Origin of the sequence: Shewanella sp. UCD-FRSSP16_17, from assembly GCF_001675935.1 — a bacterium.
Taxonomy (GTDB): domain Bacteria; phylum Pseudomonadota; class Gammaproteobacteria; order Enterobacterales; family Shewanellaceae; genus Shewanella; species Shewanella japonica.
The window spans coordinates 236,737-257,440 of sequence record NZ_LZFV01000002.1; the positions used below are offsets into that span (position 1 = coordinate 236,737).

The 20,704-nt window shown below is 41.4% G+C and carries 17 protein-coding genes; 6 read left to right on the forward strand and 11 right to left on the reverse strand.

What is annotated here, in order from left to right:
• Window positions 1-449 precede the first annotated feature (449 nt).
• Window positions 450-1,919: a membrane-bound lytic murein transglycosylase MltF gene (mltF, locus tag A9267_RS05925; protein WP_065108585.1), complete on the forward strand. Its 1,470-nt coding sequence runs from the start codon at window positions 450-452 to the stop codon at window positions 1,917-1,919.
• 447 nt (window positions 1,920-2,366) lie between these two features.
• Here mltF and tadA read toward each other — a convergent pair whose 3' ends face one another.
• The 3 genes from tadA to guaB all read right to left on the reverse strand — a co-directional run bounded on the left by tadA (window position 2,367) and on the right by guaB (window position 6,329).
• Complete coding sequence (gene tadA, locus A9267_RS05930; protein WP_082972219.1) at window positions 2,367-2,972, reverse strand: tRNA adenosine(34) deaminase TadA; 606 nt, start codon at window positions 2,970-2,972, stop codon at window positions 2,367-2,369.
• Between the two features lie 165 nt (window positions 2,973-3,137).
• Window positions 3,138-4,715 (reverse strand): glutamine-hydrolyzing GMP synthase, encoded by a 1,578-nt coding sequence (gene guaA, locus A9267_RS05935; RefSeq protein ID WP_065108586.1) that lies wholly within the window; start codon window positions 4,713-4,715, stop codon window positions 3,138-3,140.
• Between the two features lie 141 nt (window positions 4,716-4,856).
• Window positions 4,857-6,329, reverse strand: a complete 1,473-nt coding sequence (gene guaB / locus A9267_RS05940) for an IMP dehydrogenase (protein ID WP_055025667.1) — start codon at window positions 6,327-6,329, stop codon at window positions 4,857-4,859.
• Between the two features lie 121 nt (window positions 6,330-6,450).
• On the opposite strand from guaB, the gene xseA reads away from it, so the two are divergent.
• Window positions 6,451-7,779 carry an exodeoxyribonuclease VII large subunit gene (gene xseA / locus A9267_RS05945; protein WP_065108587.1) on the forward strand — a complete coding sequence of 443 codons (1,329 nt, stop codon included), beginning with the start codon at window positions 6,451-6,453 and terminating at the stop codon, window positions 7,777-7,779.
• Window positions 7,780-7,876: 97 nt separating this feature from the next.
• Here the strand turns inward: xseA and A9267_RS05950 are convergent, their stop codons facing one another.
• The 3 genes from A9267_RS05950 to A9267_RS05960 form a co-directional block, all read right to left on the reverse strand.
• The gene (locus A9267_RS05950) at window positions 7,877-8,866 is read right to left on the reverse strand and encodes a choice-of-anchor H family protein (protein ID WP_065108588.1); all 990 of its coding nucleotides are present in this window, start codon (window positions 8,864-8,866) and stop codon (window positions 7,877-7,879) included.
• A gap of 231 nt (window positions 8,867-9,097) precedes the next feature.
• Complete coding sequence (locus tag A9267_RS05955; RefSeq protein WP_065108589.1) at window positions 9,098-9,475, reverse strand: DUF3592 domain-containing protein; 378 nt, start codon at window positions 9,473-9,475, stop codon at window positions 9,098-9,100.
• A gap of 71 nt (window positions 9,476-9,546) precedes the next feature.
• Entirely contained in the window at window positions 9,547-9,876 is a 330-nt protein-coding gene (locus A9267_RS05960; RefSeq protein WP_065108590.1) for a hypothetical protein, read from the reverse strand.
• Window positions 9,877-10,474: 598 nt separating this feature from the next.
• Between A9267_RS05960 and A9267_RS21740 the strand changes: the two genes are divergently transcribed.
• The 4 genes from A9267_RS21740 to A9267_RS05980 all read left to right on the forward strand — a co-directional run bounded on the left by A9267_RS21740 (window position 10,475) and on the right by A9267_RS05980 (window position 14,678).
• On the forward strand, window positions 10,475-10,840 hold the full coding sequence (locus A9267_RS21740; RefSeq protein ID WP_225442085.1) for a PepSY domain-containing protein: 366 nt from the start codon (window positions 10,475-10,477) through the stop codon (window positions 10,838-10,840).
• Window positions 10,841-10,842: 2 nt separating this feature from the next.
• Window positions 10,843-11,517, forward strand: coding sequence for a response regulator transcription factor (locus tag A9267_RS05970; protein WP_055025670.1), 675 nt, complete (start codon window positions 10,843-10,845; stop codon window positions 11,515-11,517).
• Between the two features lie 127 nt (window positions 11,518-11,644).
• On the forward strand, window positions 11,645-12,970 hold the full coding sequence (locus A9267_RS05975) for an ATP-binding protein (RefSeq protein WP_065108765.1): 1,326 nt from the start codon (window positions 11,645-11,647) through the stop codon (window positions 12,968-12,970).
• Window positions 12,971-13,283: 313 nt separating this feature from the next.
• Window positions 13,284-14,678: a DUF3300 domain-containing protein gene (locus A9267_RS05980; protein WP_065108591.1), complete on the forward strand. Its 1,395-nt coding sequence runs from the start codon at window positions 13,284-13,286 to the stop codon at window positions 14,676-14,678.
• Window positions 14,679-14,758: 80 nt separating this feature from the next.
• Here A9267_RS05980 and der read toward each other — a convergent pair whose 3' ends face one another.
• The 5 genes from der to ispG form a co-directional block, all read right to left on the reverse strand.
• Window positions 14,759-16,225, reverse strand: a complete 1,467-nt coding sequence (gene der / locus A9267_RS05985) for a ribosome biogenesis GTPase Der (RefSeq protein ID WP_055025672.1) — start codon at window positions 16,223-16,225, stop codon at window positions 14,759-14,761.
• A 78-nt stretch (window positions 16,226-16,303) separates the two neighbouring features.
• Window positions 16,304-17,491, reverse strand: a complete 1,188-nt coding sequence (gene bamB, locus A9267_RS05990; RefSeq protein WP_055025673.1) for an outer membrane protein assembly factor BamB — start codon at window positions 17,489-17,491, stop codon at window positions 16,304-16,306.
• Window positions 17,492-17,503: 12 nt separating this feature from the next.
• Window positions 17,504-18,124: a tetratricopeptide repeat protein gene (locus A9267_RS05995; protein WP_065108592.1), complete on the reverse strand. Its 621-nt coding sequence runs from the start codon at window positions 18,122-18,124 to the stop codon at window positions 17,504-17,506.
• Window positions 18,125-18,176: 52 nt separating this feature from the next.
• The gene (hisS, locus tag A9267_RS06000; protein WP_055025675.1) at window positions 18,177-19,451 is read right to left on the reverse strand and encodes a histidine--tRNA ligase; all 1,275 of its coding nucleotides are present in this window, start codon (window positions 19,449-19,451) and stop codon (window positions 18,177-18,179) included.
• A 133-nt stretch (window positions 19,452-19,584) separates the two neighbouring features.
• Window positions 19,585-20,700 (reverse strand): flavodoxin-dependent (E)-4-hydroxy-3-methylbut-2-enyl-diphosphate synthase, encoded by a 1,116-nt coding sequence (gene ispG / locus A9267_RS06005; RefSeq protein WP_055025676.1) that lies wholly within the window; start codon window positions 20,698-20,700, stop codon window positions 19,585-19,587.
• Window positions 20,701-20,704 lie beyond the last annotated feature (4 nt).

Sequence of the window (20,704 nt, forward strand, 5' to 3'; positions counted from 1 at the left end):
CACCTTATTGATTATATTGGTAGGGTAAGAATTGGCGCTATTATAGGGAATCAGACTATATAAATCACCTAAGAAGGCTTGCTAGAACAGTGTTTCCCGTTAACGAAAACAATCAAAAATAAACTGCTGAATATCGTGTTATTATTTCAGCAAAAAATTATGATAATTTTATTTTTTTAAATTCGAATTTACTAATAAATTCAACCGTATATTTTAACAGTTACCACCAGCAGACTAGGTGAAATACAAAACTACTGCTACAGTATATTTATACCGTAAAGGTTAACGCTGTTATGTTAATTCAGGTTATGGACAATCTGATTAGCAAACCAGCATCGATATAAGCATAAAACTAGCCGCAATATCAGTGCAAGCAACACGTAATCTTGCCTAGCGATACGCAGCCATAACAAGACTATTTATCATTAACGGATTTAACAAAGAGGGATATGAGTAAACTCTTAACGATAGTCTCTATCATTTCAATCAACTTTTTACTCAGTGGATGTCATCGTGCTGACATTACTATCACTGAATATGTTGAACAGATCCCGCAGCGTACCGTGTTAAAGGTAGGGACGCTTTACGGCTCACAAACTTACCTTAATTCAGACCAAGGTGAGAGTGGCTTTGATTATGAAATGGCCGCTAAGTTTGCTGAATATCTCAATGTTCCTCTTGAAATGGTGCCCTACCACAATCGTCAGCAGCTATTTGAAGCATTACGCCAAAATGACATTGATATTGTGGCCGCAGCGATCACAACGACTAACAATCGACGTGAGCAGTTTCTTCTCGGTCCCACATTATATGAAGTCAACCAAGTCTTAATATACAAGTCAGGGAACCTTAAACCACGAGACTTTAATGATCTACAAGGTGACATTAGCGTTATCTCGGAGTCTGCCGCGGTCGATACCTTAATTAAGTTAAAGCAATCCAACCCGAACTTGTCTTGGAAACAAATTGTTGATGGCGACAATGAAGAGCTATTTTCAATGGTCGCCTCAGGCGAAGTGCTTTATACCATTGCAGATTCCAACAGCTTACTGATCAACCAACGCTACTTACCTGAATTACGTGCAGGTATTGTCCTTGATGAGAAAACCCAAGTGGTGTGGTTACTGCCACCAGTTAACAGTGATTATTTACTGAGCTCATTACTGTCTTTTTGGCACATTCAAAAACGTAATGGCACCCTAGAGCACCTTAACGAAAAATACTTTGGCCACGTAAAGCGTTTTGACTATGTGGATACTCGTGCTTTTATTCGTGCTATCGACAATGTGTTACCAGAGTATCAAGCGCTATTTGAAAAGCATGCTGGCGATTTAGATTGGCGTAAACTTGCTGCAACCGGTTATCAAGAGTCTCATTGGAACCCGCATGCCCGCTCTCCTACGGGTGTCCGTGGCATGATGATGTTAACCCAACCAACGGCAAGCTCTGTTGGTGTCGATAATCGACTTGATGCTGAACAAAGTATTCGAGGCGGCGCGATATACTTACAAAAAATGATCGATCGTTTGCCTGAATCTATTCCTGATAGCCAGCGAATTTGGTTTGCACTTGCATCATATAATATTGGCTTAGGTCATGTTGAAGATGCACGTAAAATCACTCAAGGTATGGGGAAAGATCCCAGCGCATGGCGTGATGTAAAACAAATTTTACCGTTATTGCAGCAGCGTAAGTATTACAAAAATACTCGTTATGGTTACGCAAGAGGCAACGAAGCTGCCCATTATGTTGATAATATCCGTCGTTATTACGACACCTTAGTTTGGGTTGATAATCAAAATAAAGAACAAGCGATGCTCGCAGAGTCAAAAGCCAAAGAGGCAAGCGAGCAAGAATCGACTACCGAAGAGCAGCAAGATGATAAGCCTAACGAGCTCCTTAAATCATCGGCGCAATAAGCTCATGCACGCGTTAAGAAGTGTCATTTAATAAAGCATTCATAATTACTTGGTATTAATAGTGTCAGGGCATGATACTGACGTTTGAGTGCCCTACTGAATGAGAACGCCTGACTCGCCATTAACGTTAAGCGACAGGGCTTTACTGATGCTATTAAAAGGAAGATTCAGGGGGTTATAAGACATTCGTTCTAATGTCTTCACTTATACCTTATGTTCTAATAGCTTATGTTTTAACATCTTAGGTTTTAACATCTTAGGTTTTAACATCTTAGGTTTTAACACATTAGGTTTTATTACCTGAGACTTTAACGAATAACTTTTAACTAATAGATTTTAAATAACAGATTTCAACAAGTTAACAGGTGAAATATGAAAAGAAATAATAACGCTCGCCGCCGTAATATCATTAAGCTAAAGCAGCGCAAAATGCTTAACCGTCAAAAACTATTCTTCGCCTTTTTGCAGCAACAAGTCTGATTGCGCTTTTAATTGTTTTTTTAACGCTTTTTTCTCTTCTCGGCGTCGCTTAAAAAACTGACTTAATTGGCTCGCGCATTCATCAGCTAATACGCCTGAATCCACGCTAAGTTGATGATTAAAGTGCGAGTCTTGTAGTAGGTTTATCACACTCCCCGCCGCGCCCGTTTTTAAATCTTTAGCACCAAAGACCACTCGTTCAATTCGGCTGTGGACCATCGCCCCTGCGCACATTGGGCATGGTTCTAAGGTAACGTACAACGTGGCGCCTAACATACGGTAGTTTTCAAGCACTTTGCCTGCCGCTCTTATGCACTGCATTTCAGCATGGGCACTTGGATCATGCTCAGTAATACTTAAATTAAATCCTGATGCTATAAGCACATCGTCTTTGACCAAGACAGCCCCAACAGGCACCTCACCTAATTCTTCAGCTTTAGTCGCCAGTGCTAAAGCCACTCGCATCCACTTTTCATCTTGAGCTGCACGTACCGCTAACTCTTCAGCAGTTAATGGCTTGGCCTGACTCCTTTGCTGCTTTTGGCTGATATGGATTTTGTTTTCTAACGTCATGAGTGTCTCTTAGGCTTTGCTATGTTTAACTTGTTGCATATCGCTTAATCATTAAATCTTATCGTGTATGGCAATACATCAAACTTCATTAGATTATACGGCAAACAGCAATAAATTTATCCCAATAAAAAAGGCGCCTAAGCGCCTTTTTTAATTAATGGAAACTTATTCCCATTCGATTGTCGCAGGTGRCTTACCCGAGATATCGTAAACCACACGTGAAATACCATCGATTTCATTAATGATGCGGTTAGATACACGACCTAAGAAGTCGTATGGTAAGTGTGCCCAATGCGCCGTCATAAAGTCGATAGTTTCAACTGCACGTAGTGAAACAACCCAGTCATATTTACGGCCATCACCCATAACACCTACAGAGCGTACTGGTAGGAATACAGTAAAGGCTTGGCTGACCTTATGGTAAAGATCTGCTTTATGCAGTTCTTCAATAAAGATAGCATCAGCTAAACGCAGTAAGTCACAGTACTCTTTTTTCACTTCACCAAGAACACGCACACCTAAACCCGGTCCAGGGAACGGATGACGGTAAAGCATGTCGTATGGCAGACCTAGCTCTAAACCAATCTTACGGACTTCATCTTTAAATAATTCACGTAAAGGTTCTACTAAACCCAGCTCCATATCATCTGGTAGTCCGCCTACATTGTGATGAGACTTAATCACGTGGGCTTTACCGGTGGCGCTGCCTGCTGATTCAATAACGTCAGGGTAAATTGTGCCTTGCGCTAACCATTTAGCATTAACACATTTCTTTGATTCTTCATCGAAGATATCAACAAATACATGACCAATAATTTTACGTTTAGCTTCTGGATCAGCTTCACCAGCCATCGCATCTAAGAATCGATTTTCAGCGTCAACATGGACAATGTTCAGTCCGAAGTGGTCACCAAACATTTCCATCACTTGATTAGCTTCGTTTAAACGTAGTAAGCCGTTATCCACGAACACACACGTTAATTTGTCACCAATGGCGCGGTGTAGCAGCATAGCGACTACTGATGAATCAACACCGCCAGATAAGCCTAAGATAACTTCATCATCACCGATTTGTTTTTTCAAACGTTCAATTGCATCTTCGATAATTGAAGAAGGTTTCCAGTTGGCATCACAACCACAAATGTCTAATGCAAAGTGCTCAAGCATGCGCTTGCCTTGACGAGTATGGGTAACTTCTGGGTGAAATTGAACGCCGTAAAAACGCTTGTCTTCATTCGCCATTGCAGCATATGGACAGGTTTCTGTTTTAGCGACAGTAACAAAACCTTCTGGGATTTCAGAAACTTTATCGCCGTGACTCATCCATACATCAAGCAAAGGTTTGCCTTCAGCGCTAATCGCATCTTCAATGCTTTTAAATAACGCCGATTCAGTTTGAATTTCAACTTGTGCGTAGCCAAACTCACCTTCACCTACACCTTGAATCACTTTACCGCCAAGCTGCTCAGACATGGTTTGCATGCCATAACAAATACCTAAGACAGGCACGCCAGCATTGAATACATACTCAGAAGCACGTGGTGAGTTTTCTGCGGTCACACTTTCTGGACCACCTGCTAAGATGATGCCGTTTGGAGCAAATTCTTTAATTTGCTCCTCAGATACATCCCAAGCCCAAAGCTCACAATAAACACCGATTTCACGAATACGGCGGGCGATTAACTGCGTGTATTGCGATCCAAAATCTAGGATCAGGATTTTATGCTCATGAATGTTGCTCATGGGATACCTTATATCTGGGTTTACTTTTAAAAACAGTATTCTTCGTAGGTGTACTTCAACCTTGTCTCATTGTGTATTGTTAGTCACCACTGACGAGAAAAGGTTGAAAAAAAGCGGCATAACAATATGCCGCTTTATGATTTAAGAACCGCTACGATAATTCGGCGCTTCTTTACTGATCGTAACGTCATGAACATGAGACTCGCCCATACCCGCTGAGGTAATTTTTACGAATTCAGCTTTTTCATTTAATTCTTTAATGGTGGCGCAACCCGTCAGACCCATACAAGAACGTAAACCGCCCATGTGCTGGTGAATGATTTCTTTTAACTTACCTTTATAAGCAACGCGACCTTCAATACCTTCTGGTACTAATTTGTCAGCAGCGTTGTCGCTTTGGAAGTAACGGTCTGAAGAACCTTGAGTTTGCGTCATTGCGCCTAAAGACCCCATACCACGGTATGACTTATAAGCACGGCCGTTATAAAGTTCAGTTTCACCCGGTGCTTCTTCAGTACCCGCAAACATTGAACCTGCCATGATGCATGATGCACCAGCAGCTAAGGCTTTAGCTAAGTCACCCGAGAAACGAATACCACCATCAGCAATAACTGGGATATCTAAATGTTTAACCGCTGCTGCAGCGTCAGATACCGCTGTAATTTGTGGCACACCCACACCAGTAACGATACGAGTGGTACAAATAGAACCTGGGCCAATACCCACTTTAACGGCATCAACACCAGCGTCTACTAAGGCTAAAGCGCCTTCAGCAGTTGCGACGTTACCACCTACGATTTGTAAATCAGGGAATGAGGCGCGAGTATCACGAATACGTTGCAGCACACCTTCAGAGTGACCATGAGATGAATCAATCAGCAATACGTCAACACCCGCTTTAACGAGCGCCGCAATACGCTCTTCGTTGCCAGCACCTGCGCCAACAGCTGCACCAACACGTAAACGACCTAATTCGTCTTTACATGCATTAGGCTTACGCTCTGCTTTTTGGAAATCTTTAACTGTGATTAAGCCTTTTAGCTTAAAGTTATCGTCAACCACTAATACTTTTTCAACGCGGTGTGAATGCATTAGTGTTTGCACTTCATCTAACTTAGTCCCTTCAAGCACAGTCACTAGACGATCTTTCGGCGTCATAACTTGCTCTACAGTACGGCTCCAGTCAGTAATGAAGCGAACGTCACGGCCAGTAATAATACCCACAAGCTCATTAGCATCGTTAATCACTGGATAACCAGCAAAGCCATTGCGTTCAGTTAATTCTTTTAACTCAGCAAGTGTGGTGCTTGGCGTGACGGTGACAGGTTGTTGAACGATACCCGCTTCGTAAATTTTAACTTTACGAACTTCTTCAGCTTGTTGTTCAATCGTCATATTTTTATGAATAAAACCTAAACCACCTTCTTGCGCCATAGCGATCGCTAAGCGAGCTTCAGTGACCGTATCCATTGCAGCAGAAACGATTGGGGTGTTTAATTCAATTTTTTTAGTCAGACGAGTTTTTAGAACAGCGGTATTTGGGAGGACGGTTGAGTGAGCAGGCACAAGTAGTACATCATCAAATGTTAGTGCGTCATTTCTTAATCTTAACATGCAACATCTCCCAGAAAGTGTAGGGTTTGGAAAGGGTAAATATTGCGGCGGGATTATACCTTGCATATTTAGGTTGGTAAATGGAAAATAGTTAAAAAATACTCTTAGTCGGTTGAATTTGATGAAAAGCCCGAAAAATAATGTTTACACGGTTTCCCGTTTAAACGGCGAAGTCCGCCAGCTGCTTGAAGGTGAGCTAGGTAAGGTGTGGCTTGAGGCCGAAATCTCGAACTTTGTTTCCCCAAATTCAGGTCATTGGTATATGACATTAAAAGACAGTCGCTCACAAATTCGCTGTGCGATGTTTAAAGGTCGTAATCAAACCGTGCCATTTAAACCTGTTAATGGCCAACAAGTATTAGTTAAAGGTTCTATCAGTGTTTATGAACCTCGTGGCGACTATCAATTACTTTTAGAGTCAATGCTGCCAGCTGGAGATGGATTACTTGCACAGCAATATGAAGCGCTTAAGCTTAAATTAGCTGCCGAAGGCTTATTTGCAACAGAAACCAAGCGACCATTACCGCAAAATATTCAACGAATTGGTGTTATTACCTCTGCCACTGGTGCTGCGGTTAGAGATGTGGTTAAAGTGCTTTCTACTCGCGACCCGTCAATTGAAGTGGTGGTTTACCCAACCCAAGTACAAGGCGCGACGGCAGCGAAACAAATCATTAAGGCAATCTCCACGGCCAATAGACGTTTAGAGGTCGACATTTTATTGCTTACCCGCGGCGGTGGCTCTTTAGAAGATTTATGGTGCTTTAACGATGAAGACTTAGCCCATGCTATTTATAATAGCGCCCTGCCCGTTGTCAGTGCGGTAGGTCATGAAATTGATACCACTATCAGTGATTATGTCGCAGATGTAAGAGCTCCGACGCCTTCTGCTGGCGCAGAGTTATTATCAGATGATAAAGGTAATAAGACCCAAAAGCTTAATTTGACCTTTTCACGGTTACGACAATCAATGCGTCATTACTTATTACATCAAAGCACGCAACTCAGTGAGTTAAGCCACCAGCTACAACGTGAAGATCCTAAAAGGCAGCTACAACAACTTGAGCAGCGCTTTGATGAAATGCAGTTAAAGCTTGAATCAGCCCTGCGTCATAAGCTTGCTAATGCAACATTAGCTCAGCAACAACTTAAAAGCCGATTGCAACAGCGCTCACCCGCTCATAAGCTAACCTTAGAGCAAAACAAAGTGGGTTATCTCACCAACCGTTTAAAAGAAGCAATGAAAGCAAGGCTAGTAAATGCCAATCAGCAAGTGAATTACAGTGCGCATCAACTAGAAACCGTTAGCCCATTAGCGACATTAAGCCGTGGTTACAGTATTACCCGTGATGGTAAAGGCAATATTTTACAAAATGCCCAACAGGTAAAAGCGGGCGAAACGCTAACGACCAAGCTGCATCAAGGTGAAATTAAATCAGTGGTGGTGTAATTGGCCCCAAACGGCCAATGATAGAAATCACTGATAACAAAATCCCGCATTAAGCGGGATTTTGTTATTTGGTTTATGACTTTCCATCGTTGCAAGTTTAATCAGTATTGTTATTTAATCGCTTTGTTGCTAACACTGTTCGCTGTACACCTAACAACAAGAGTATGAGTAACGAAGTCCACGCCATACTGCCGCCACTGACATGCACCTCTGTTTCAATCACTTCAACGTATTCTTCCTCATAAACCGTATCTCTATCACTACTTTCTAATGGTAATGCATATAATCCATCAGACTCTTCACTACTTAAAGTCGCCACAATGTCCTCGTACCCGAGTTCATATAAATCAATCAACACATCGTAATAATCAGTTTTATAACCTTGAGCTAATGTCGTTAATACTTCGTAATCGTCATCGGTAGCATCGCCATAAATAGTAAACACATCGGTAGAGTAATAATGCTCCCAAGGGCCTCCATTACGACTTAAATAAAGTTCGGCATAAACATTAGCCGCCTCTCCTTGAGTAAAACCATAAACATCGGCATCAAAGGTCACGCTAAACGTTTGGTAAAAACCATCTTCATCTAAATCATCAAATAAACGACTATAAGCGGCATAAATGTCAAAATCTCGATAACCGACGATAGCCTGCTGATTTACCTGAGTCTTTTGTATTTTACTTAGCCCTGTGCCATTCGATAAGCTTTGTGCTGTAGGCAAACCTCGTTGCACTTTTGCAGACATGACGCCACTTGCCCGAAGCGTTATGACCTCGCTGCGGTTCAGTTTCTCTGCATGATTTTTTCCTGCGGACTCACCAGCTTGTCGCTGTTGCTTCTCTTTTAACACAAGTTCATTCAGGCTACTTTTTTGTTGTTCAGTCAATACGCCATGTTGAGCCTTAAGCGGATCCCCCTGCTCAATACTTGAGAGTTGACGCCCCTCACTGACAATTATGCTTTGCTGTGAAGTACTTGCCATTGCTGACATCGAAGCAACGCCCATCACTAGCATCAAAAAACGACTTATTGAGCTTATAGCGAACAATCTAATACGTCTTAAACATGGGTATTGTCTATTCATGTGTGTTCCCTCTTAATTGATATCACAGCCATCAATGGGTGATTGAATCACCGTGATTCCGTATCGTTAATGAGGGTTATTTAAGAACACTGAAAATGAATGCAAGCTGAACAGTTAACACTGTCAGATCATGTTTTAACAACATTATATGAATACCATTGGAAAGCGATAGAAGAGTTAAATGCACCTGAAACACGCTGATTCTGATGCATTTAATTAGATTTGATTGATTTAGCTTCGATTAGCGCTATCAGCAGGGTTTATCGGATTATATTTTATATTAATCAGCTTGCCGTTAGGGTTAGATGTTAAGTGACGTTCAATCTCTGACTGCATTTCTAAATCAGAAATAGCAAAATTACCATTATATTCAAAGCCATCAACTTGGTACTGATAAACTATACGAACACGGTATTTGTTCTCATAGTCATATTTACGCTTACCGTTCCTATCTGTATAAGATTCTTTCTCACTGTACTGCTCAACAGATTGAGAAACGATTGTGCCTTGAGTTGAAGGCCAAGAACGGATATCAGAATCTCGCTTACAGGACTTAATCATCACTAAGCCCACAACAATAAAAAACAACACACTGACAATTTTTTGCATATTTCTTCCTTGAATCGTTAACTTGTTAAATAAGCTCATAATTCCACCAATTTATGAGCAAACTGACCTCTTCATTGGCGGCTTAGATTTAACGTGAAAATCCCTATATCAGCCATCATTTGCACTAACCCAACTTGAATCATAAATACAACAAACGTAAAAACAAATGCGGTGCCAAATGAAAATAGAAAAACTCTGCTATAAACCATACTGACAACACAGTAGGCAATAAACAGACCCAATAAATCTCCAATGACTAAAGCACAAATTGTCGATAATACCGTGCCTATAAATACGGCTAAAACGCAATATTTTAGCTCTTTATTAGACGCGCCAAATAATTCTGCACCTATCTTTACCGGTATCACAGTAAACAACATTAAAATCAGCAACCCTAACATTTACACTTCCTTGTTAATCAATCTATCCATAGCTTATGTTCACTTTAATCAATCAATTTAAAGCCACTATAAAGGTCTGTGCCGACTGTAAATAAATACAAATAAGCACATACACTCAAGTTGGGCTTTTTAAGATCGCTATTAGAGCAATACACTAATTTGTTGAGGGGAAGGTATTTAGAAATCACGCTAGATGATATGTCTTAATCGTTTTATCTATGTAAGTAAAATACGGCTAAGTCGTGCATGAGGACATGACAAACTTTATTGAAAATTCCGTTTAAACTCTTAATACCTTCCTTGTTAATGAGCAGGTACTAATCATTAGCACCGCCATTAATGGGCGTCATGATTTCAGTTCAAGTTGTTGATGTAAAGCTGTTTGTTCATTTTATCTCAATTATTTTAGGCCCTATTCTTCAAAAACAAGACTCACTCAACTAGCATTCTCGCATTCATCTTACATTCATATTCGCCGCGCAATACTTCATTTTCACAAAGGGAATGCAACTTCACACATAGCAGATGTTTCTATATTGAAAGGGATCTTTTACACTGATGACTGATTTCAAAGATAAATATTGAATTGGATTTGGCAATGAGCAAAGTAACAATGAAATTAAGCATACCTGTGTTAACGCTAATGTTGAGCTTTCTCAATATTGGATTAACCCAAGCTGCGCCTATTTCAGCTGTTTCTTCTATCGCATGGGGACAATCAACTCATCATGCTTCTCATCAAACACCAAACCAAAATAAACGAAATCAACCTAAGAAATTAGCAATCAACAGTTCACAGCAAGCGGCACAAGTTGCTAAAAGGCAATACGCTGCCAAAGTGCTTTCTGTTCAGTCAACATCAGTGAATGGTTCTCCTGGCTATCGAGTCAAACTGCTTTCTAATAAAGGCATGGTGTTTTACGCCACCGTGAATGCACGTACCGGTTCAGTTTCGAGGAATTAACCATGAGAATATTATTAGTTGAAGATGATTTAGGCTTGCAAAGAAACCTAACCGAGCATTTACAAGCCGCAAATTACAGTGTCGATATATCATCGGATGGTGAAGATGGTTTGTTTCAAGCAACAGAATATCCCTACGATGCTGCTATTATTGATGTGGGTTTACCTAAGATTGATGGATTGAGTTTGATTACTCAGTTACGCAATCAACAAATTGATTACCCTATTTTGATCCTCACCGCCCGAGATGGTTGGCAAGATAAGGTTCTAGGGTTAGATTCTGGCGCCGATGATTATCTCACCAAGCCGTTTCAGCCAGAAGAGCTGGTTGCTCGCCTGAATGCGCTTATTCGCCGCTCAGTCGGTCAGGCAAGTCCTATTGTTTCTAATGGTCCATTTAATTTAAATACACGCACGCTTGAACTAACCCATAATCAAGAGTCAATTATTCTCAGTAGCTCTGAATTTAAATTATTCGAATATTTCATGTTGCATCAAGGTGAAGTGATTTCTAAACCAACTTTGATAGAGCATATTTATGATCAAGATTTTGATTTAGACTCAAATGTCATTGAAGTTTTTATTCGCCGTTTACGAAAAAAGCTCGACCCCAACAGTGAATATAAATTGATTGAAACCTTGCGTGGGCAAGGCTATCGCTTACGCGCGTTAAGTTGATCTTATGCACACTAAGATGACGAGGTTTATCGCAAATCAATTATCTAAGTTGACTCATTTAGTGCAACTTAAGAACAAGTCATTTTCGTTAAAATCTGCTCAGCTAGATTCGCTTAAATTAAGGCTAATGCTTAGCGGGTTATTGCTAATTGTGGTGTTATTGCCATTAATTGGTGTGACAGTTAATAGCGCTTTTCAGCATCAAATAACGCAATCAATTAACCAACAATTACGTGCTTATGTTTACTCTGTGTTAGCTGTAGCAGAAGTAAAAGACGATAGCGTAGTCATGCCTAATTATTTACTCGAAAATCAATTTAATGTGATCGGCTCAGGTCTATATGCCCTTATAACTACTGATAATCAAATGGTGTGGCAGTCAGAGTCTTTCTTTGGGTTAAGCCTCCCAACGCCAGCTAAAACAGAACTCGCGCTGCCTACTCCACCTATGGGGGAAGGAAAGCTAACTCAAGTAAGCTTTGAGGACTTGGCAGGCAATGACGATAACAATCATGTGGTTTATAGTTTCAGTGTCAGTTTTGAAACACCCAACGCGCCGCTACCTATTACAGTCCATATCATTAAGGACGATGCAGATTATCAAAAACAGATCAGCGAATTTAGCGCTACATTGTGGACTTGGCTGATTATTTTAATGCTTGTATTAGTGCTAATCCAAGCAATTTGGCTATTCTGGACGCTAAAACCCTTAAACCAATTTACGCGTGAGCTCGCCCTGGTAGATCAAGGTCAGCAAACTCGACTGAACTCTAACTACCCAGCTGAACTAAATGCAGTTGCAAAACAGCTCAATGTTTTACTCAGCACTGAACAACAGCAACGTCAGCGATATCGAAATGCACTAGCCGATTTAGCCCACAGCTTAAAAACTCCATTAGCAGTATTGCAAAGCCAAAGCGATTTAAGTAAAGACTCTAAAGAACAAGCAAGCAACATTAACAACATCATCAGTTATCAGCTAAATAAAGCAAAAATGTCAGCCAATACAGCATGGCATTTAGGGGTAAGTATTGATGAAGTCGCAGGGAAGCTGATTAGAACATTATCGAAAATTCATCAACACTCATCATTAGATATTGATTATCAATCACAAGCTGGGTTGATATTTAAAGGTGATGAAACGGATCTAAGCGAAATGTTAGGTAATTTACTCGATAACGCCTGCAAAGCTGCGAAGTCTCAAGTGTGCTTGTCAGTAACGCAATCGGAGTCATGTTTATTTTTTATTATTGAAGATGATGGTAAAGGCTTAACGGAGCAACAAAAAGAGACCATTTTTGAACGTGGTATGCGTGCTGATACTTACCATCAAGGTCATGGCATTGGACTTGCCATTGTGAAAGATTTAGTCACGAGCTATGAAGGTACACTCACTGTCAGTGAGTCCGCTGAATATGGCGGCGCTAAATTTATGCTCAGTTTTGCTCGCTGATATTATTGGGTAGCTAACCTGCTGCTAGACTTTTGCTAAGGATTGCTAATCTATTATCATAAATGGCTAGCGTATTGCTAAAAACTACCGCTAATGCTTTCTTCTAAAAACTCGTTTTACTCAACCTTGTGGCTGTTACTGCCACTATGTTTTACTGCATATTGTGCTTGTAATTTTTTGTTGCTCATCCTTGTGGTCACTTTTCTATTAATTTCTACGCTCATAATGGCCGCTTTCATCTTACGTTCATTTTCACTTGGTTAAGCTAGTTCTATCATTCGCAAAGTATCGATATTCGATATCTGGAGATTTTATGAGACGACTGCATTTTCCACATAAGCTACTCAAGGCTGGCCTTATCAGTCTGAGCTTGCTGGTGCCTTTCTCGGTCATCGCCTCTGACAATAATGACACGCAGTATCAACAAACTCTGCCATCTGAAGCTGAATTGGCGCAAATGCTCGCGCCAATAGCGCTTTATCCTGATAGTTTACTGACGCATATTTTAATTGCATCGACATACCCGCTAGAAGTTGTACAAGCTCGTCGCTGGGAGGAACAACACAAGCATTTATCAAGCGAGCAGAAGATGCAGCAAGCTGAATCACAGTCATGGGATCCAAGCGTGACCGCATTAGTGGCCTTTCCTACAGTACTTGAAAAGCTCAATGAAGATTTAGCCTGGACTCAACATTTAGGGGAAGCATTTTTACAAGATGAAGCAAGTGTTCTTGCAAGTATTCAAACACTAAGACAACAAGCAGATGATGCTGATAGCTTCGATAATATGGATAACATGACCGTTACCCGTGTTGAAAAACAAATCATTATTGAACCGGCAAAACCTGAAGTCATTTACGTGCCCGTTTATGACCCAAGAATTGTATACGGTCACTGGCGCTGGCATGCTTACCCACCAGTCTATTGGCATTACCCCGCTTACGCCTACTATCGACCACATCGTCCGATATATTGGGGGCCGAGTGTATACATCAACTTTAATTATTTTTTTGGTGCAGTCCACTGGTCACATCATCGAGTTGTCGTGGTAAATCACCGTCACACCCGTTATTACCGTAAGCCACATAAAATAGCTTATAGCAGCGGCTCAAAGCGTTGGAAGCATAATCCGACTCATAGACGAGGTGTTGCGTATAAGTCGCCGAAAGTCAGCCACCGTTACGATAAGCTACGTCATAACAAGGTCAAAGTGGCTCACCATTCAACTAAACATGGCATCAAAAGCAGCCAGCTTAATAAATCACATTATGCCAAGCAGTCGCAGCAGCAAAGAGTCAATAAAGCGCTGAAGCACAATAAGTCTCATGCTGTCAGTAAATCGGTTAAATCCGATAAAGCATACAAGGCAACAACGGCGAATAAAGCGGCGCATTTGAACAGAAGCACACATGTGAACAAAAGCGCCCATGGGAATAAAAGTGCCCATAAGTCGACAGCCTATAAAAGCCCGTCGAACGTGAAAGCATCAAGCCATCAAAATAAGGTGAAATCACATCAAATGAAAAGTGCAGCGAGCTCAAAACAGTACGCTTCGAATCGTACAAGTGCTACCCGTTCAAGTCATAATAAGACGATGACCCAATCAAGAAATTCATCTTATAAAGCGTCAACTCAAAGGGTGTCCTCTCAAAGAAGTACTGCTCAACGAAGTCATCGAACAAGTGCACCTAAACAAAAAGTACGTTAAATAGTGAGCTATAAATTTATGCCATAAAAAAAGCCTGAACATCATTCAGGCTTTTTATTGGCAATAAATACCGTTTAATACTACTTTTTACGGCTGTTAATATGGCTCATAGCGCGTTTACGTCGACGCTCTTGGCTAATGGTTAGCTTTTCGTTCTTACCTTGGAACGGGTTCGCCCCTTCTTGGAAACGAATTTGAATCGGCGTACCAATCACTTTTAATGAACGACGGAAGTAATTCATCATATAGCGTTTGTATGAATCCGGTAATTTGCTCACTTGGTTACCATGCACCACGACGATTGGCGGGTTATATCCACCTGCGTGAGCATATTTCAATTTAACACGGCGACCATGCACTAACGGTGGCTGATGATCATCTTGTGACATTTGCATAATACGTGTCAGCATTGAAGTACTCACACGACGAGTCGCACTGTCGTAAGCTTCTTCAATAGACTCATATAAATGGCCAACGCCTGTTCCGTGAAGTGCTGAAATAAAATGAATGCGGGCAAAATCAATAAAGCCTAAGCGGCGATCAAGTTCGCTTTTAACACTTTCTTTAAAGTCTTGGTCAAGACCATCCCATTTATTCACTGCTAATACAATTGCACGCCCTGCGTTTAACGCAAAACCTAATAGACCAAGATCTTGCTCTGTAATACCGTCTTGTGCATCGATAACAAGTAGAACAACGTTTGAATCCTCAACCGCTTTCAGGGTTTTAATAACAGAGAATTTCTCGATTGTCTCATGCACTTTGCTACGGCGGCGAACACCTGCAGTATCAATCAACACGTACTCACGACCTTCACGTTCCATAGGAATATAAATACTGTCACGAGTCGTACCAGGAGCATCATAAACAACAACACGTTCTTCACCTAAAATACGGTTAGTCAGCGTTGATTTACCTACATTGGGTTTACCGATAATAGCCAATTTGATTGGCAAACTTTGCAAGCGCTCTTGCTCAGCTTCAGCTTCTTCTTCGGTATACTCACGAACTTCTTCGTCTTGCTCATCTGTTTCTTCACGCTTGATACCCATCGCTTCCGCATACGGTGCTAGTGAGTATTCAATCATGTTTGTGACACCACGACCTTGAGCCGCAGCCATTTGGTAAACTTCACCTAAACCCAGTGACCAAAATTCAGCACAAGCAGAATCAGCATCAATACCGTCAACTTTGTTTGCAACAACGAAAGTCGTTTTATCACGGCTTCGTAAATGTTCAGCAATAGCTAAGTCCGCTGCTGTTAAGCCGGCACGAGCATCCGTTAAAAACAGTACAACATCAGCTTCTTCAATCGCCGCTAGCGACTGTTCAGCCATTTTGGTTTCGATCCCTTCTTCAGTGCCATCGATACCGCCAGTATCAACCACAATAAATTCGTAACCAGATAAAAAAGCACGACCATATTTACGGTCACGAGTTAAACCTGGAAAATCGGCGACAAGCGCATCTCTTGTGCGAGTAAGACGGTTAAATAAAGTTGACTTACCAACATTAGGTCGCCCAACAAGGGCCACTACAGGGATCATGATTTTGCCTCTAAAAACTTTTAAATAAAAAGCCCCCGGAACACACTTCCAGGGGCTCTAATAGGGTTTCTGGTTTAATTATGGCAGAACAACAGTCGCTAGCTTTCCGCTACGACCTTGTACATATACCTTGTCTCCAACCACAACCGGTTGTGAGAATAAACCATCACTATCAACCTCAACTCGCCCAGCGACTTCGCCAGTGTTGCGGTCGATAAAGTGTAGATAACCTTCAAAGTCACCTACAACAATATAAGAACCAATAACGGCAGGAGATGTTAAGCTACGGTTTGTTAACGTAGTATTACTCCAAAGCTCTAAACCATTTCGTCTGTCTACTGAATAGATACGACTATGGTCATCAACTAAGTATAGTCCAACACCTGCATAGGCCAATTCATTAAAGCTTGAATACTTACGTGTCCAAACAACACGACCCGTTCTCAGCTCCATTGACACTAGGTTGCCATTGTAACTTACCGCGTATAAATTATCGCCCAAAATTAACGGTGTCATGTCCACATCGGCCATACGAGTAAACTCGTTACCACCTGTTGGATTATATACCGCTTGCTCCCAAGCAACTTGACCGTTATTTTTTACTACTACCGCTATTTTACCATCAGCAGTACCAAGGAAGAAACCACCAGAATCATATGCTGGAGCACCTGTTCCACGAAGGGTCAAGTTAGGTAGTTGCATTTCATGACTCCATAACTTGGTGCCATCTGCAATTGAAAAAGACTCCAGGTTACCATCACTGGTATGCACTGCGACTGAATCTTCCGATACCGTAGGAACTGACAATAACTCACCACTTGCGATAGCGCTCCACTGGGTTTCACCCGTTTTTGCATCTAAAGCAACTAATAAACCTGACTCACCACCCACAAATACTTTGTTACGGCCAACGGTTACACCCGCTGCGATACGCGCTTCTTTTGTTTTAGCCAGCGCAGTATCTTTAAATTCTGACGCTAAATCTTTACGCCAAGCTACTTCACCAGTTTCTTCATTATAAGCAACAACTGTCCCATTACGATCAGCGGCATACACGTGACCATAAAAAATAGCTGGTTTTAACTGCGAGTAGTAATCGCCTACACCATTGCCAACGTTTACTTCCCAGTTCACTTCAGGAAAGACAGTGGCTTGAATTTCTGTAAGTTCTGTTACGACTTCTTCTTCGGTATCACTTGAAGAACAAGCCGATAGCATTGCGACACTTAATCCAGCAGCAAGCAAGGTTTTGCATAAAGACTTCATTCGGCTAATTCCTTATGCCTTGTTTAAATTGTCTAGCTTCATTTGTAGCGCAGGGCTTGCTAATGCACCGCCATTATCAATTGCAGCTTGATAAGCAACTCGTGCTTTATCCATGTCGCCTTGACGCACTAAAAAGTCACCTTTTAATTCATCACGCTGTGCATTAAATGCTTCATCTGTCACTTGCTCTAATGTTGCAAGTGCAGTACCTAAGTTACCTTGCTCAGCTTGAACTCGTGATAAACGAATTGTTGCTAGTGACGCTAAAGAAGCACCTGGATTTGAAGCAATAATTTTTGTAAAAGCAGTTTCTGCTTTATCTAAATCACCCGCTTCAACAGCTGCTTTTGCCGCCATTAACTCTAGCAACGCTTGGTAACCTTGTTGATCGTGTTGTTGACCAAACTCGCTCACTGCAGCCATTACCGCTGCGCTATCAGCTGAATTAGCACTGATACTTTGGAATGCTTCAGAAGCGGCTTCTGCATTTTCTAATTTGACGTCAGAATAATAGTTCCAACCGTATAATCCACCTAGACCTACTACAGCGCCAACAATGATTGAGCTGCCGTAATCTTTCCAGAACTGCTTAATAGCATCGACTTGTTGTTCTTCTGTGCTATAAATTTCCACGCGCACTTCCCCTTTCTATTCAGTTCTGTTTTATATCAGCGTCACGCTGACATTAAAATAATGATTTAATCGTGGTCGCCAAATCAGCTCGGGCAACCAAAAGTTGTTCGTTTTTATTTCTCAATGGTTTAACGGCGACTTGCTGGTTAGCAATTTCATCTTCACCAATGATAAGTGCGTATTCAGCGCCACTTCTATCTGCACGTTTCATCTGCTTTTTGAAGTTACCGCCACCGCAATGAGTCATGACTTTAAGCGTTGGCAGGTTTTGACGCAACTCTTGAGCAATTTTAATTGCTTCAACAACACACTTTTCACCCATTGCTGTGACATAAACATCAACAACAGGTGCCACATCTTTATCAAGCTCTAGCGTTTGCAGTAGTAATACAATGCGCTCAAGGCCCATTGCAAAACCAACAGCAGGCGTATCTTTACCACCTAACTGACCCACTAAGCCATCATAACGGCCACCAGCAAGAACAGTACCTTGCGAGCCTAAGCTGTCTGTTACCCACTCAAAAACCGTACGATTATAGTAATCTAATCCACGAACAAGACGAGGGTTAACTGTGTATTCGATGCCAACCGCGTCTAAGAGTTCACATAAGGTTGAAAAATGTGTTTTTGATTCTTCACCTAAGTAATCCATCAGTGCTGGTGCATCAGTTAAAATAGCCTGAACCTGCGGTGATTTAGAATCTAATACTCGTAATGGGTTTGAGTACATGCGACGCTTAGAATCTTCATCTAATTGTTCTTTGTGTTGCTCTAAAAATGCAATTAGCGCATCACGATAAGCAGCACGTTCCGCTGTATCACCAAGTGTATTCAGCTCCAGTTTTACGTGTTCTTTAATACCAAACGAATCCCAAAGGCGTGCAGATAACATTAAGACTTCAGCATCAACATCAGCACTTGGAATACCATACACTTCAACACCAAATTGGTGGAATTGACGGTAGCGGCCTTTTTGAGGGCGCTCATGGCGGAACATGGGACCCATGTACCATAAACGTTGCTCTTGGTTATACAGTAAACCATGCTCATTACCAGCACGAACAGTAGACGCTGTACCTTCTGGACGCAGCGTTAAGCTGTCTTCATTGCGATCAGCAAAAGTGTACATCTCTTTTTCAACAATATCGGTGACTTCACCAATTGAACGTTTAAAAAGGTCAGTAGACTCAACAATTGGAGTTCGAATTTCGCTGTAACCATAAGCACTAACCGTTGAGCGGATAACCGACTCGACTTGTTGCCATAATGGGCTTTGCGTTGGCAGAATGTCATTCATTCCGCGGATTGCTTGGATCTGTTTTGCCACGTTGATTCGCCTACTTACTTGCTCTATTAGATCGATTAATAATCGATGACCGAGAGCCTTAATTTATTTTCACGCCTTACACAAAAAAACACCTACCATCGCTGGTAAGGTGTATTTTTCATGTAAAGCAAACTTATTCTGTTGCGTCTTTGATATCGATTCGATTTTGCATCATCGCCGCTTTTGCACGGATTTTGGCTTCTAATGAATCCACCAAATTATTGTTATCAAAACGCTCTTTTTGACGTTTACCATCGTCATAGTAACCACTTTTACCATGGCTGCCTGTTAGCCCAATATCTGATACTAATGCTTCGCCTGGGCCATTAACCACACAACCAATAATAGAAACATCCATGGCAGTGGTAATGTCTTCTAAACGCATTTCAAGTGCATTAACAGTATTGATCACATCAAACTCCTGACGAGAGCAAGAAGGACAAGCAATAAAGTTAATACCACGGCTGCGAATACGTAGCGACTTTAAGATATCAAAACCAACTTTGATTTCTTCAACGGGATCGGCTGCCAATGAAATACGCAAGGTATCACCAATACCTTCAGCTAATAGCATTCCTAAACCAACAGCTGATTTAACTGAGCCAGCACGAGCGCCGCCAGCTTCAGTAATACCTAAGTGCAAAGGCTGTTTGATTTGCTTAGCCAATAAGCGGTATGACTCAACCGCTAAAAAGACATCCGATGCTTTAACACTCACTTTAAACTGGTCAAAGTTAAGGCGGTCTAAAATATCCACGTGTCGCATTGCTGATTCCAGCAGCGCTTCTGGTGTTGGCTCATGGTATTTATCCATTAAATCTTTTTCTAATGAACCGCCATTAACACCAATTCGAATTGGAATATTTTTATCACGCGCGCATTCAACAACGTTGCGAATACGTTCTTCGTTGCCAATATTTCCTGGGTTAATACGTAAACAATCAACACCGTATTCTGCGACTTTAAGTGCAATACGATAGTCAAAGTGAATATCTGCCACCAAAGGCACGTTAACACTTTGCTTGATCACTTTGAATGCTTCAGCCGCATCCATAGTTGGCACAGAAACACGCACAATATCTGCACCGACTTTTTCAAGAGCGCGAATTTGTGCAACTGTAGCTTCGACATCAGTCGTTTTAGTATTCGTCATCGACTGAACTGCAATAGGTGCGCCATCACCGATAGGGACATCGCCGACATAAATGCGGCTCGAAGGACGACGGATGATTGGAGATTCGTTATACATAATC

Excerpts from the sequence above, each read along its gene's own strand:
- xseA (WP_065108587.1), top strand. The coding sequence starts at position 6,451 with ATGAAAAGCCCGAAAAATAATGTTTACACGGTTTCCCGTTTAAACGGC.
- bamB (WP_055025673.1), bottom strand. The coding sequence starts at position 17,491 with ATGAAGTCTTTATGCAAAACCTTGCTTGCTGCTGGATTAAGTGTCGCA.
- A9267_RS05970 (WP_055025670.1), top strand. The coding sequence starts at position 10,843 with ATGAGAATATTATTAGTTGAAGATGATTTAGGCTTGCAAAGAAACCTA.
- der (WP_055025672.1), bottom strand. The coding sequence starts at position 16,225 with ATGATCCCTGTAGTGGCCCTTGTTGGGCGACCTAATGTTGGTAAGTCA.
- A9267_RS21740 (WP_225442085.1), top strand. The coding sequence starts at position 10,475 with ATGAGCAAAGTAACAATGAAATTAAGCATACCTGTGTTAACGCTAATG.
- tadA (WP_082972219.1), bottom strand. The coding sequence starts at position 2,972 with ATGACGTTAGAAAACAAAATCCATATCAGCCAAAAGCAGCAAAGGAGT.
- mltF (WP_065108585.1), top strand. The coding sequence starts at position 450 with ATGAGTAAACTCTTAACGATAGTCTCTATCATTTCAATCAACTTTTTA.
- A9267_RS05950 (WP_065108588.1), bottom strand. The coding sequence starts at position 8,866 with ATGAATAGACAATACCCATGTTTAAGACGTATTAGATTGTTCGCTATA.
- A9267_RS05960 (WP_065108590.1), bottom strand. The coding sequence starts at position 9,876 with ATGTTAGGGTTGCTGATTTTAATGTTGTTTACTGTGATACCGGTAAAG.
- A9267_RS05955 (WP_065108589.1), bottom strand. The coding sequence starts at position 9,475 with ATGCAAAAAATTGTCAGTGTGTTGTTTTTTATTGTTGTGGGCTTAGTG.
- A9267_RS05980 (WP_065108591.1), top strand. The coding sequence starts at position 13,284 with ATGAGACGACTGCATTTTCCACATAAGCTACTCAAGGCTGGCCTTATC.
- ispG (WP_055025676.1), bottom strand. The coding sequence starts at position 20,700 with ATGTATAACGAATCTCCAATCATCCGTCGTCCTTCGAGCCGCATTTAT.
- guaB (WP_055025667.1), bottom strand. The coding sequence starts at position 6,329 with ATGTTAAGATTAAGAAATGACGCACTAACATTTGATGATGTACTACTT.
- A9267_RS05975 (WP_065108765.1), top strand. The coding sequence starts at position 11,645 with ATGCTTAGCGGGTTATTGCTAATTGTGGTGTTATTGCCATTAATTGGT.